14 protein-coding genes are annotated in these 14,172 nt (G+C 48.4%); 13 read left to right on the top strand and 1 reads right to left on the bottom strand.

Translation table 11 applies throughout. From position 1 onward, the window contains the following. Nucleotides 1-25 precede the first annotated feature (25 nt). From atpE to ettA, 12 genes are all read left to right on the top strand, one after another. Complete coding sequence (atpE, locus tag ASG34_RS11705) at nt 26-292, top strand: F0F1 ATP synthase subunit C (protein ID WP_055830697.1); 267 nt, start codon at nt 26-28, stop codon at nt 290-292. A gap of 65 nt (nt 293-357) precedes the next feature. After that, a complete protein-coding gene (locus ASG34_RS11710) occupies nt 358-828 on the top strand; it encodes a F0F1 ATP synthase subunit B (RefSeq protein ID WP_055830699.1) in 471 nt (156 codons plus the stop codon). 9 nt (nt 829-837) lie between these two features. Continuing rightward, entirely contained in the window at nt 838-1,374 is a 537-nt protein-coding gene (locus ASG34_RS11715) for a F0F1 ATP synthase subunit delta (protein ID WP_055830701.1), read from the top strand. A 16-nt stretch (nt 1,375-1,390) separates the two neighbouring features. Next, entirely contained in the window at nt 1,391-2,932 is a 1,542-nt protein-coding gene (gene atpA, locus ASG34_RS11720; RefSeq protein WP_055830703.1) for a F0F1 ATP synthase subunit alpha, read from the top strand. 29 nt (nt 2,933-2,961) lie between these two features. Beyond that, on the top strand, nt 2,962-3,831 hold the full coding sequence (gene atpG / locus ASG34_RS11725) for a F0F1 ATP synthase subunit gamma (protein WP_055830704.1): 870 nt from the start codon (nt 2,962-2,964) through the stop codon (nt 3,829-3,831). Nucleotides 3,832-3,897: 66 nt separating this feature from the next. Next, the gene (gene atpD / locus ASG34_RS11730; RefSeq protein WP_055830708.1) at nt 3,898-5,334 is read left to right on the top strand and encodes a F0F1 ATP synthase subunit beta; all 1,437 of its coding nucleotides are present in this window, start codon (nt 3,898-3,900) and stop codon (nt 5,332-5,334) included. 73 nt (nt 5,335-5,407) lie between these two features. Continuing rightward, the gene (locus ASG34_RS11735; protein ID WP_055830710.1) at nt 5,408-5,833 is read left to right on the top strand and encodes a F0F1 ATP synthase subunit epsilon; all 426 of its coding nucleotides are present in this window, start codon (nt 5,408-5,410) and stop codon (nt 5,831-5,833) included. Nucleotides 5,834-5,900: 67 nt separating this feature from the next. Continuing rightward, nucleotides 5,901-7,271 carry a bifunctional UDP-N-acetylglucosamine diphosphorylase/glucosamine-1-phosphate N-acetyltransferase GlmU gene (gene glmU / locus ASG34_RS11740; protein WP_055830712.1) on the top strand — a complete coding sequence of 457 codons (1,371 nt, stop codon included), beginning with the start codon at nt 5,901-5,903 and terminating at the stop codon, nt 7,269-7,271. A gap of 1 nt (nt 7,272) precedes the next feature. Beyond that, entirely contained in the window at nt 7,273-9,108 is a 1,836-nt protein-coding gene (glmS, locus tag ASG34_RS11745; protein WP_055830714.1) for a glutamine--fructose-6-phosphate transaminase (isomerizing), read from the top strand. A gap of 115 nt (nt 9,109-9,223) precedes the next feature. Further along, entirely contained in the window at nt 9,224-10,444 is a 1,221-nt protein-coding gene (locus tag ASG34_RS11750; RefSeq protein WP_055830715.1) for an EAL and HDOD domain-containing protein, read from the top strand. Between the two features lie 121 nt (nt 10,445-10,565). Next, nucleotides 10,566-11,030, top strand: coding sequence for an Hsp20 family protein (locus ASG34_RS11755; RefSeq protein ID WP_055830716.1), 465 nt, complete (start codon nt 10,566-10,568; stop codon nt 11,028-11,030). Between the two features lie 145 nt (nt 11,031-11,175). Then, on the top strand, nt 11,176-12,840 hold the full coding sequence (ettA, locus tag ASG34_RS11760) for an energy-dependent translational throttle protein EttA (RefSeq protein WP_055830717.1): 1,665 nt from the start codon (nt 11,176-11,178) through the stop codon (nt 12,838-12,840). Nucleotides 12,841-12,923: 83 nt separating this feature from the next. Here the strand turns inward: ettA and ASG34_RS11765 are convergent, their stop codons facing one another. Then, nucleotides 12,924-13,721 carry an SDR family oxidoreductase gene (locus tag ASG34_RS11765; protein WP_055830934.1) on the bottom strand — a complete coding sequence of 266 codons (798 nt, stop codon included), beginning with the start codon at nt 13,719-13,721 and terminating at the stop codon, nt 12,924-12,926. Nucleotides 13,722-13,787: 66 nt separating this feature from the next. Here ASG34_RS11765 and ASG34_RS11770 point away from each other — a divergent pair, with 66 nt between their 5' ends. Next, nucleotides 13,788-14,162 (top strand): DUF6394 family protein, encoded by a 375-nt coding sequence (locus ASG34_RS11770; protein ID WP_055830719.1) that lies wholly within the window; start codon nt 13,788-13,790, stop codon nt 14,160-14,162. Nucleotides 14,163-14,172 lie beyond the last annotated feature (10 nt).

Genomic DNA, 14,172 nt, shown 5'->3' on the forward strand with positions numbered 1-14,172 from the left:
TTTACATAAGAGAGGGTAATACATAATGGAAGCTTTAGCATTGATTCAGGCCTACACAGGCATTGGTATCGGTTTGATCATCGGTTTGGGTGCTGCTGGTGCCTGTATCGGTATTGGTATTATGTGTGCAAGTTTCCTTGAAGGTGCTGCACGTCAACCAGAAATGATTCCAGCATTGCAAGGTAAAGTATTCTTGCTGTTGGGTCTTATCGATGCGTCCTTCATTATCGGTGTTGGTTTGGCCATGATGTTTGCGTTCGCAAACCCATTGTTGAGCGTTGTTGCACAGTAATTAACGCCAGGTAGGGTTTAAGTAGTGACTTAAACCTTTCAACAACCCAGTAAGATGGATCAAAAATGAATATTAATTTCACACTCATCGCGCAAGCTATCGCATTTGCAGTGTTGATTTGGTTCACAGTGAAATTCGTTTGGCCGCCGCTGTTAAAAGCGATTGAAACACGCCAAAAGGAAATTGCAGATGGTTTAGCTGCTGCACAAGAAGGCAGAAGTGCCTTGGAAGTAGCGGCTAAAAAATCTGACGCGACACTGAATGAAGCAAAACAAAAAGCAAGTGAGATTATTGGGCAAGCTGAAAAACGCGCTGCACAAATCATCGATGAAGCTAAGGGTAATGCCAAAGCTGAAGGTGAACGCATCATAGCTGGTGCTAAGGCCGAGATTGATCAGGAAGTGAACCGCGCTAAAGAAGGCCTGCGCGCTCAAGTTTCTACACTGGCTGTAGCCGGTGCAGAAAAAATCCTGCGTAAAGAGATCGATGCCAAAGCACATAGCGAGATGTTGTCTAAACTTGCTGCGGAACTATAAGGATAAAACATGGCTGAACTCTCAACCATTGCAAGGCCTTATGCTGTTGCCGCCTATAAGTTGGGCAAAGAAAAAAAGGCACTGGCAAAGTGGTCTGAAATGCTGGCATTTGCTGCCGGGGTTGCATCAGATGTATACATGAAGACGCTGATTGATAGTCCCAAACTGAACGCTGCTGATATTGAAGCGGCGTTCCTTAAAGTGGGCGGTGACAATCTCGACGATCATGGGCAAAATTTAATCAAAATCTTGGTTGAATACGGCCGTTTATCCTTATTGCCTGCCATTGCTGAAGCTTTTGAGGCTTTGAAAGCACAAGATGAAGGCACGCTGGACGCTGAAATTATTGCTGCTGCAAAACTGACAGCTGCGCAGACTAAAGATTTGGTCAAACGTCTGGAAGCCAAGTTCGGCAAGAAGATTGAAGCAAGCGTTTCCGTAGATCCGGAAATCATCGGCGGCATCAAAATTATTGTTGGCGACACGGTCATCGACGCGTCTGTCCAAGGTCAGTTACAAAATTTAGCCTATACGCTAACAGCATAAGGCATAGGAGATTTAAATGCAGTTATCAACATCAGAGATTAGCGAGCTCATCAAGAGCCGTTTGGAAAACTTCTCTACTACCGCTGAAGCGCGTACCCAAGGTACTGTGATTTCTGTGACAGACGGCATTGTGCGTATTCACGGTTTGTCCAATGTTATGGCCGGCGAGATGATTGAGTTTCCAGGCAACACATTTGGTCTGGCATTGAACCTGGAGCGTGACTCTGTAGGTGCCGTGGTGCTGGGTGATTATGAGCACATTACCGAAGGTGACGTTTGTAAATGTACCGGTCGTATTCTGGAAGTCCCAGTAGGCCCGGAACTGATTGGCCGTGTAGTGAACTCACTGGGTCAACCTATTGATGGTAAAGGTCCGGTTAAAACCAAGTTAACCGACAAGATTGAAAAAATTGCGCCAGGCGTGATTGCACGTAAATCTGTATCACAACCTGTACAAACCGGCCTGAAATCTATCGATTCCATGGTTCCAGTTGGTCGCGGCCAGCGTGAATTGATCATTGGTGACCGTCAGACTGGTAAAACAGCGGTTGCTGTAGATGCAATCATCAACCAGAAAGGTCAGAACATGACCTGTATCTACGTAGCGATTGGCCAGAAAGCCTCTACCATTGCTAACGTGGTGCGTAAGCTTGAAGAGCATGGTGCGATGGCTTACACCATTATCGTAGCTGCTTCTGCTTCTGACTCTGCTGCATTGCAATTCCTGGCACCTTATGCCGGTTGTACCATGGGTGAATACTTCCGTGACCGTGGCGAAGACGCATTGATCGTTTACGATGACTTGTCCAAACAAGCCGTTGCTTACCGTCAGATTTCCCTGTTGCTGCGCCGTCCACCAGGCCGTGAAGCATACCCAGGTGACGTGTTCTACATTCACTCACGTTTGTTAGAGCGTGCTGCACGTGTAAACGAAGAATATGTAGAGAAATTCACTGAAGGTAAAGTTAAAGGCAAAACAGGTTCATTGACTGCATTGCCAGTGATTGAAACGCAAGCCGGTGACGTATCCGCATTCGTGCCAACCAACGTGATCTCGATTACCGATGGCCAGATCTTCCTGGAAACTGACTTGTTCAACGCAGGTGTGCGTCCAGCGATCAACGCCGGTATTTCCGTATCCCGCGTGGGTGGTGCTGCACAAACCAAGATCATCAAAAAACTGGGTGGCGGTGTGCGTCTGGCATTGGCACAGTATCGTGAACTGGCTGCGTTTGCGCAGTTCGCGTCCGACCTGGATGAAGCAACTCGTAAACAGCTGGACCGTGGTCGCATGTTTACCGAGTTGATGAAACAGGCGCAATACTCGCCATTGAGCGTTGCGGCGATGGGCGTAAGCTTGTTTGCAGCAAACAAAGGTTACTTTGACGATGTACCTACCAACAAGGTACTGGCATTTGAAAATGCGTTGCATGGCTTCTTGAACTCCAAGTACAAGAACATCATTGATGCGATTGATTCCAGTAAAGATCTGAGTGGCGACAACGAGAAAGCATTGGAAGCTGCGATTCAAGATTTCAAAGCAACCAACGCTTATTAATCTCTGACACTTCGACTTAGGAACCTAATATGGCAGGTAGTAAAGAGATTAGAACCAAGATCAAGAGTGTAGAAAATACACGCAAGATCACCAAGGCGATGGAGATGGTGGCCGCTTCTAAAATGCGTAAAGCGCAGGACAGAATGCGTGCTTCCCGCCCTTATGCGGATAAAATCCGCAATGTGGCGGCTCACCTCTCTTTTGCACAATCTGAGTATAGGCATCCGTTTCTGATTAAGCGTGATGTGGTGAAAAATATCGGTCTGATTGTGGTCAGTTCAGACAAAGGCCTGTGCGGCGGTTTGAATACCAACGTCTTGCGTTTGTCGCTGAACCAGATGAAAGCCTGGGAAGCTGAAGGCAAAGGCATCAGCGTCAGCGCGATAGGTAACAAAGGCTATGGCTTTATGAACCGCATCGGCGCACAGGTCAAATCACATATCACAGGTCTGGGCGATACACCGCAATTGGAGAAACTGATCGGCAGCATCAAAGTGATGCTGGATGCTTACATTGCCGGTGAAATTGATCAGTTATACATCTGCTATACCAAGTTCATTAATACCATGAAGCAAGAGCCGACCATGCAGCAACTGCTGCCATTGTCTGGTGAGCAACTGGGCAGCCCTAACGGCCATTGGGATTACATCTATGAGCCGGAAGCTAAACCAGTGGTGGATGAGTTGATGACACGTTACATTGAGTCACTGATTTACAACGCAGTGGCCGAAAACATGGCATCAGAGCAATCTGCACGTATGGTGGCGATGAAGTCTGCGTCCGACAACGCGAAGAGCGTGATTGGCGAACTGAAACTGGTGTACAACAAAGCCCGTCAGGCTGCGATTACCAAAGAGATTTCAGAAATCGTCGGCGGTGCGGCAGCGGTTTCATCCTAAGGCGTGCGCTTTAAGCGTAAGTGAAAGAATTCAATTAGATCTGACTCATACAGTTAGGAAAAGAAAATGGCAAAGGCAAATCAAGTAGTAACAGGTAAAGTAGTGCAGTGTATTGGCGCTGTGGTTGACGTGGAATTTCCACGCGATCAAATGCCTAAAGTATTCGATGCATTGATCATTGATGATAAAAACTCCAATGCAGAAGCCGGTTTAACACTGGAAGTGCAACAACAGCTGGGTGACGGCGTGGTGCGTACCATCGCCATGGGTTCCTCAGACGGTCTGGCACGCGGTACCGCATTTAAAAACACCGGCGGTGCGATTTCCGTGCCGGTTGGTGAAGGTACTTTGGGTCGTATCATGGACGTATTGGGTCGCCCAATCGACGAAGTGGGTCCAATCGATTCTACAGAATTCCGTTCTATCCACCAGAAAGCCCCGGCTTTTGAAGAGCTCTCTCCATCTGTAGACTTGCTGGAAACAGGCATCAAGGTGATTGACCTGGTTTGCCCGTTTGCTAAAGGCGGTAAAGTGGGTCTGTTCGGCGGTGCCGGTGTAGGTAAAACCGTGAACATGCTGGAACTGATCAACAACATTGCTAAACAGCACTCCGGTTTGTCCGTGTTTGCCGGTGTGGGTGAGCGTACCCGTGAAGGTAACGACTTCTACCACGAGATGGCAGATGCTGGCGTGATCAAGCTGGACAACATGAAAGAATCAAAAGTAGCCATGGTGTTCGGTCAGATGAACGAGCCTCCAGGCAACCGTCTGCGCGTTGCTTTATCCGGCTTGACCATGGCTGAAAAATTCCGTGACGAAGGCCGTGACGTATTGTTCTTCGTGGATAACATCTACCGTTACACACTGGCCGGTACTGAAGTATCTGCGTTGCTGGGCCGTATGCCTTCAGCGGTAGGTTACCAACCTACCCTGGCTGATGAAATGGGCCGCCTGCAAGAGCGTATTACTTCAACCAAAGTGGGTTCCATTACTTCTATCCAGGCGGTATACGTACCAGCGGATGACTTGACCGACCCATCACCAGCTACCACTTTCCAGCATTTGGACTCTACAGTTGTATTGTCACGTGACATTGCTTCCCTGGGTATCTACCCGGCTGTTGATCCACTGGATTCAACCTCACGTCAGCTGGATCCACTGGTTGTTGGCGAAGAGCACTATAACGTCGCACGTTCAGTGCAGTCTACTCTGCAACGTTACAAAGAATTGCGCGACATTATCGCGATTCTGGGTATGGACGAGTTATCTCCAGAAGATAAACTGTCTGTAGGCCGTGCACGTAAAATCCAGCGTTTCCTGTCACAACCTTTCCACGTGGCTGAAGTATTTACCGGCGCGCCAGGTAAATACGTACCATTAAAAGAAACCATCAAAGGCTTCAAGGCGATTGTTGCCGGCGAATACGACCACTTGCCTGAGCAAGCGTTCTACATGGTGGGTGGTATCGAAGAAGCTGTTGAGAAAGCTAAAACACTGAACTAATCATTTGGTATGCAGGCAGGTGGTTTTCACCTGCTTGTTTAATGAATTTCAGTGAAACAGAAAAGAGAACATTATGGCAAATACTGTGCATATCGATGTAGTAAGCGCTGAAGAGTCTATCTTCTCCGGCGAAGCTGAATTTGTCGTGGCACCAGCAGGCGGCGGTGAAGTAGGTATCTACCCAAACCATGCCCCTATGATTACTACCATCAAGCCAGGTGCTTTGCGTATCAAGCAAGCTGCTGATCAAGAAGAAACCCTGATTTTTATTTCTGGCGGCATGCTGGAAGTGCAACCAGGCGTGATCACTGTGTTGGCTGATACTGCGATTCGCGGCCAGGATTTGGACGAAGCCAAAGCCATTGCTGCTAAAGAAGCGGCTGAAGAAGCATTGAGAAATCGTTCTTCAGAAATTGACTATGCAACAGCACAAGCTGAACTGGCTGAAGCGGTGGCTCAAATACAGGCAATCCAAAAATTACGTAAATCTGTACATTAAGAAATAGCAAACAAAATAACAGGCGACTCTCGAGTCGCCTTTTTTGTTTCTGAGCTAAAATAACACTATGACCGACCTGAACATTATTATCCTGGCCGCCGGTAAAGGCACGCGCATGCGGTCCGACCTGCCTAAGGTATTGCATGCCATCGGTGGCAAGCCGATTTTGCATCATGTGATTGATGCGGCACGACAACTTGATCCTAAGAAAATCATTGTTGTGTATGGTTTTGGTGGTGAGCAGGTGCAGCAGCAAACGCCTGGTGAAGATTTGAATTGGGTGTTACAGGCAGAACAATTGGGCACCGGTCATGCCGTACAACAAGCCCTGCCCTTGCTGGCAGATAACGGTTCTACGTTGATACTGCTAGGCGATGTGCCTTTAGTAGATGTAGATGCTTGCCGTGAAATGTTGCAACAGGCAGGTCAGCATTTAGTCGTGCAGACTTTTATCAAGGATGACCCGACCGGCTATGGCCGTATCGTGCGTAATGCCGATGAGCAAGTGCTGGCGATTGTTGAGCATAAAGATGCCAGCGAAGCACAACGGGCTATTCAAGAGGTGAATACCGGCATCATGGCGATGCCGAATGCGCAGCTAAAAAGCTGGCTGTCACAAATTTCTAACCACAATGCACAAAATGAATATTATTTGACCGATATTATTTCGCTATCTGTGAAAGAAGGCCGCACGGTTTTACCACAAGTGGTCGCAGATGCCTGGTCGGTGACCGGTATCAACTCCAAGCTGGATTTACATGATATTGAGCGTGAATTCCAGAACCGTAAAGCCAGAGCATTAATGACGCATGGAGTGACTTTGCTGGATGCCAAACGTATTGATATTCGCGGTGATTTAACTTGCGGCCGTGATGTGATTATCGATGTGAATTGTATCTTTGAAGGCGATGTAACGCTTGAAGATGGTGTCCATATCGGCTCGAATTGTGTGATTAAACAAGCCTTCATTGCAAAAGGCACCAGGTTGGCCGCTTTTACGCATATTGAAAATGCAACTGTGGGCGCGGAGAGTAGCGTAGGTCCATTTGCTCGCTTGCGCCCAGGTACAAAGTTATCTGAAAAAACCCATATTGGTAACTTTGTAGAACTGAAAAATGCGCGAGTTGGCATTGGCAGTAAAGTAAATCACCTGAGTTATGTCGGCGATGCAGAAGTCGGTGCCAACGTGAATATCGGTGCCGGTGTCATTACTTGTAATTATGATGGCGCGAACAAACATAAAACCATCATAGAAGACGATGTATTCGTAGGCTCGGATACCCAACTGGTGGCGCCAGTCACAGTAGAAAAAGGCGCAACCATTGCAGCAGGTTCTACCATTACTAAAAATGTCCCGGCTGACTCGCTGACCCTGTGTCGTGCAAGAGAGCAACGTTCAATTCAAGGATGGAAACGTCCACAAAAGGTGAAAAAATAAGATGTGTGGCATCGTCGGTGCGGTTGCAAACAGGAATATCGTTCCATTATTGATCGAGGGTTTGAGCCGTCTTGAGTACAGGGGCTATGACTCAGCAGGCATAGCCGTGCTAAACAACCAAATTGAGCGCGTACGCTCGGTTGGGCGTGTGGCCGAACTTGAGAACAAATCCCGTGGCTTGGAAAGCCATATTGGCATCGGGCATACGCGTTGGGCTACCCATGGTGGCGTCACCGAGCAGAATGCGCATCCACATGTCTCGCCAGCGCAGGACAATGCGCAAATTGCTGTGGTACACAACGGCATTATTGAAAACCACGATGAGCAACGCGATCGCCTGATTGCTTTGGGCTATCAGTTTTATTCACAAACAGATACCGAAGTGATTGCGCATTTGGTGCATCACTACTATCAGCAAACCAAAGATTTACTGAAAGCGGTTCAACAAGCAATTACAGAATTAACCGGCGCTTATGCCATCAGCGTGGTCGCCCTGGATAATCCCCGGCAATTAGTGGTTGCCCGCCTCGGTTGCCCGTTACTGATTGGATTGGGAGAACAGGAAAATTTTGTAGCCTCTGACGTGTCTGCGGTTTTATCTGCGACACGTAAAGTCATTTACATGGAAGACGGTGACGTCGCTACTTTAAGCACAGATGCTGTAGTCATCTATGACAAGCAAGGTGACATCGTCCAACGTAAAGTGCATATGAGTGATGTTTCTCTCGCCTCACTTGAGCTTGGCCCGTACAGTCATTTCATGCAGAAGGAGATCCACGAACAACCTCGCGCAATCAGCGATACCATAGAGGCGCTGATTGATGATGGAGCCTTTAGAAGTGAGTTGTTTGGTACTGCAGCTTCCGCGACGTTCCAGCAGGTAGATAGCGTTTTGATCCTGGCCGCGGGTACTAGTTATTACGCGGGTTTGACAGCCAAATACTGGCTGGAAAGCATCGCTAAAATCCCGACATCGGTAGAAATTGCAAGTGAATATCGTTATCGCGAGTCAGTACCTAATCCTAAACAGTTAGTGGTCACTATCTCGCAATCCGGTGAAACACTGGATACCATGGAAGCCCTCAAGCATGCTCAGAAACTCGGGCATACGCATACCCTGGCGATTTGCAATGTCCAGGAAAGTGCCATCCCGCGTGCTTCTTCACTGATTTTTTACACACGTGCCGGCGCTGAAATTGGTGTCGCCAGTACTAAAGCTTTCACAACACAGTTGATCGCTTTGTTTGTGCTCTCGGTAACGCTGGCTAAAGAACGCGGTTTACTGGCAGCGGAGCAAGAACAGGCTTACCTGACCGACTTGCGCCAATTAACAAGCAGCGTGCAGATTGCGCTTAACCTTGAACCGCAAATCCGCGAATGGGCGGCTAGATTTGGCGATAAGGAGCATGCTTTATTCCTGGGGCGTGGCATCCATTTCCCGATTGCAATGGAAGGTGCGCTCAAGCTTAAAGAAATTTCGTATATCCATGCCGAAGCTTACCCGGCAGGTGAATTGAAACATGGCCCGCTGGCTTTGGTCGATAGTAATATGCCGGTGGTAGTGATTGCGCCTAACGATGCACTGCTGGAAAAAGTGAAATCCAATATGCAGGAAGTCAAAGCACGCGGTGGCGAATTGTTCGTATTCGCGGACGCTGACAGTCATTTCCATGGCTCCGAAGGCGTGCATGTGATTCGTACACCCCGCCATGTCGGGGTGTTATCACCAATCTTGCACGTGATTCCGGTGCAGATACTGGCGTATCATGCGGCCTTGCTTAAAGGTACTGACGTGGATAAACCCCGCAATCTGGCCAAGAGCGTCACAGTAGAATAGTTACAAACCGTGAAAAGCCCCTGCAATTGGGGCTTTTTTGCGGATAAGAAATAGATTGCTCTCAATTAGACTTGTCACCGGGCACTGGAAAGCGGTGCTAATGAGGAATGTAGTCATGACCACAACACATCAAAGTATTATCGGGCGCCAGCCTATTGTTAATGATAAGCAGGAAATCATTGGCTATGAATTCTTTTTCAGAAAAGAGTCTGATGGCAGTGATACACCATTTGAAGAAGATATTCAGACCTGCGCCAAAATTCTCTCCACCGCCATGGATGAAATGCATGAAAGCTGGCTATTGGGCCAGCAGCTGGCATTTATCAATGTCGATCACGTCATGCTGGCTAGCGAGTTTCTGGAGTTGATGCCTGCTGAAAAAACGGTGCTGGAGATTGTGCACGAGGTCAATATCACCTCAGAAATTATCGCACGCTGCCAGGCATTGAAAACAGCCAAATTCAAAATCGCGCTGGATAACCCGCAACGCCATCCACACCTGGAAGCACTGGTGCCGATCGCCGATTACATCAAGCTGGATATGCGCGATGTGGATATTGAAGAAGCCAGGACTTGGCTGAAAAAATACCAAAAGCCAAATTGCAAATTAATCGCAGAAAAAGTTGAGCAAAATGCCCAATTCAAGAACCTGCAAGAGGCAGGTTATCAGCAGTTCCAAGGCTACTTTTATGCCAGACCGGAAAACCTGAATGCGAAGGTGATCAACCCCAGCTTTGAGGGCGTACTGAATTTATTAAACCTGGTCAGCCAGGATGCGGACAATAAATCGATAGAAAACGGTTTTAAGCGCGACACTACCCTTAGCTACAAATTACTACGTTACATTAACTCAGTGGGTTTTGGCTTGTCCTGTGAAGTGCAGTCGATTGGCCACGCTTTAACCATACTCGGTCGTAACCAGTTGTATCGCTGGCTGACGCTGCTGATGGTCACGGCGGGTAATAACAGCACCTCCCCCGCATTGATGAAAACTTCCATTACCCGTGGTCGCCTGACCGAATTGCTGGGTGAGCCTTTCTTCGAGAAAAGCGATCGCGACAACCTGTTTGTGGTTGGCGTATTTTCTTTGCTGGATGTTATGCTAAAAGTCCCGATGGAAGACATCCTGGATAAGTTACAGTTACCAGAGTCAATCATGGATGCATTGACCAGGCGCGAAGGTATTTTCGGCCCTTTCCTCAAACTGACCGAAGCCTGTGAAGACGCTAATAGCAAGGAAATACTGCACCTGGCAGAAATGCTGCAGCTGAATCCGGATAAGGTCAACCAGTGCCATATGGAAGCCCTGGCCTGGACAGAAAAGTTGGGCGTTTAAAAAGCAGATACGTTTTATCCTCTTGAAAAAAACCAGCGAATTCCCATATTGAAAGTACAGATGCTTGCAGTTTGAGGTCTGTGAATCAGTTAATCGCTTAATTTTTTAAAAGGATAAACTTATGCGTACTTATGACTTAACTCCTCTCTATCGCACCGCTATTGGTTTTGATCGCTTGGCAAAAATGCTTAATGACGGCCAGCGCAGTGAAAACGAAATCAGCTATCCACCCTATAACATCGAACTGGTCGATGAAAATGCCTACAAAATCGTGATGGCCATCGCCGGCTTCCAGCTAAACGAGCTGGAGATCGAAACCGAACATCAAACCTTGCGTGTGACTGGCCGTAAAGCCAAGAAAGAACAGGAAACCACTTTCCTGCACCGTGGTATAGCCAATCGCGATTTTGAACATAAATTCCAATTGGCAGACCATGTCAAAGTGACCGGCGCCAATCTCGAAAACGGTTTATTGAGTATCGCTCTTGTGCGTGAAATTCCGGAAGCGCTCAAGCCGCGCAAGATTGAAATCGGCACGCAGGTGCAATCCAATGTTTCAAATTTCATTGAGCAAAAAGCTGCCTGATTAGCGGCTAGTTAAAAAAGGGCCCGCCGGGCCCTTTTTTCATATCTGCACTTCAATACCCGGATTCGGTTACGTTTAAGCAAGCGCACTTCAGTGATGCGTATTAAAATACGTTTTTAGAAAATTTTGAAGGCTTGTCAATCTTATGGCCCAATATGTCATGTCCATGCTCCGCGTGAGCAAAATCGTGCCTCCTAAGCGGCAGATTATTAAAAACATTTCCCTGTCATTTTTCCCGGGCGCCAAAATTGGCCTGCTGGGCCTGAACGGCTCCGGAAAATCGACTGTATTGCGCATCATGGCAGGTGCCGACAAAGAATACGAAGGCGAAGTGCAATGGCAGCCCAATCTGTCGATTGGCTATTTACCGCAGGAGCCTGAGCTTGACCCTGAAAAAACGGTGCGCCAGGAAGTGGAATCTGGCCTTGGCGCTGTGATGGAAGCCAAGCAAAAGCTGGAAGAGATCTATGCAGCCTATGCCGAGCCGGATGCGGATTTTGACAAGCTGGCGGAGGAACAAGCCAAGTATGAAAATATACTGACAGCTAGCGGCAGTGATGTTGAGCAGCAGCTGGAAATTGCCGCCGATGCGTTGCGACTGCCACCGTGGGATGCCAAGATAGGTCCATTGTCTGGCGGTGAAAAGCGCCGTGTCGCTTTGTGCAAGCTGTTGTTATCCCGGCCGGACATGTTACTGCTGGACGAGCCGACCAACCATTTGGATGCCGAATCTGTCGATTGGCTGGAGCAGTTCCTGGTGCGCTTCCCTGGAACTGTGGTTGCCGTCACGCATGACCGTTACTTCCTGGATAATGCCGCTGAATGGATTCTGGAGCTGGATCGCGGCGAAGGTATTCCCTGGAAAGGCAACTATTCAAACTGGCTGGAGCAAAAAGAAGATCGCCTGGCACAGGAACATAAACAGGAAGATGCCCATCGCAAAGCCATGAAACAAGAGCTGGAATGGGTGCGTCAAGGTGCGAAAGCCCGCCAGTCAAAAAGCAAGGCGCGTCTTGCCCGTTATGAAGAAATGTCCAGCGTCGAATATCAGCGCCGCAACGAAACGCAGGAAATCTTTATTCCGCCAGGTGAGCGCCTGGGCAACCAGGTCATTGAATTCAATAATGTCTCCAAAGGTTTTGGCGACCGCCTGCTGATTGATAACCTGTCTTTCAGTATTCCTCCCGGCGCGATTGTAGGGGTGATCGGCCCTAACGGTGCCGGTAAATCTACCCTGTTCCGTATGTTGCAAGGCCAGGAGCAACCGGATAGCGGCGAGATCATCACCGGCCCTACCGTAAAATTAGCCGCTGTAGATCAAAGTCGCGAGGGCCTGGATAATAACAAAACGGTATTTGATGTGATTTCAGGTGGCCTGGATATGCTGAATGTTGGCAAATTTGAAATGCCAAGCCGCGCGTACATTGGGCGTTTTAACTTTAAAGGCGGTGACCAGCAGAAAATCGTTGGTCAACTTTCCGGTGGTGAACGTGGCCGCTTGCATCTGGCGAAAACCCTGATTTCCGGTGCCAACGTGTTGCTGCTGGATGAACCTTCAAATGACCTCGATGTGGAAACGCTACGTGCACTGGAAGATGCGTTGCTGGAGTTTTCTGGTTGCGTACTGGTGACCTCGCATGACCGCTGGTTTCTGGATAGGATTGCGACTCACATTCTGGCTGCGGAAGGCGACTCGCAATGGACGTTCTTCAACGGTAACTATCAGGAATACGAAGCCGACAAGAAAAAACGTCTGGGCGAAGAAGGTGCCAAACCTAAACGCATCCGTTACAAACCAATTGCTCGTTAAAAATAAAAAGCCCATTCACTCGAATGGGCTTTTTTGTAATCGGCTACGAAGATTTCCGCTTTATATTGTTCAAAGTAAGATAGTCAAAGCCTCGCCTTGTGCGGGGCTTTTTTCATAATAAAGTCCCACAAACCCGCAGGCAGTAAACGTATCAGTCTGGCGACAATCCCCATTTGCCAGGGAATCACGGTAAAGCGTTTTTGTGCAGCGATAGCATGGATAGCTTTGTTGGCAAATACATCTGCCTCCATCAGGAATGGCATGGGATAAGTATTAATATCCGTCATAGGGGTACGGATATAGCCGGGTGCGATGGTAGTCACGGAGATATTGTTTAACTGCATTTCCACGCGCAAGCTTTCAAGGTAGGTAATCGCTGCGGCTTTACTTGCACTGTAAGCCCCTGACCCCGGCAAGCCACGGATGCCAGCCACGCTCGCGATGCCTACCAATTGCGCCAGTTCACCTTGCCTTGCGGATTTTTTCATTGCGTTGATAAAGGGCTGGAAGGTATGGACCAGGCCCATGACATTGGTATCAAACACGGCCTGGAAGGCGGGAATGTCCTCCTGGTATTCTGTCAGCGTACCGCGGCTGACACCGGCATTGCCGATCACAATATGCGGTGTGCCAACATTTGCCAACAACTCGCTGGCAATTGTTTGCATGCGCTCAACATCACGCACGTCTGCGACATAGGCATGCACCTGGCTGCCATACGCAGTCATTATTTCATTTTGCAGGCTATCCAGCGCGGATTGTTTACGGCCTATGAGTGTCAGTATGCATTGTGCGCCATAATGCCGGGCATACGCCTTTGCCAGGGCTTGCCCAATACCGCTGGAGGCGCCGGTAATAACGATATGAAGTTGAGAAGGCACTGGCTTAAATCTTACAGAAAAAAATGGTTGGGTTAGAATGCCATAAAACAACACGGGGAAACAATCATGAATCTGGAAAAAGTGATTTTTGGGTTTTTTATTATTTTGGCCATGACGCTCAACTTCGGTTTTTTTGTCGGCCAGATTGATAATCCCCAACACCATTTGCACTATGAGTTATATGCGGCCATTGTGGTCAACCTCATTGCGACCGTACTTAAGTTTGGAGACCGTACCCAGATTGGCGCCATTCACCTGGCGACCAGCCTAGTGGCAGATCTGCAGCTGATTGCCGCTGCCATTATCTGGACCGCAGCCGGCACCCAGTCCGCAGCGCCAGAAGTGATCGTCGGCGTTGTATCACTGTCGGGTGGTGCTTTTCTGGCCAATATCACATCCGTGATTCTACTGATCTACGAAACCGTCACCCTGCGCCGCTAGTATCTCAGCA

The organism is Methylophilus sp. Leaf416 (assembly GCF_001424665.1).
Classification (GTDB): Bacteria; Pseudomonadota; Gammaproteobacteria; order Burkholderiales; family Methylophilaceae; genus Methylophilus.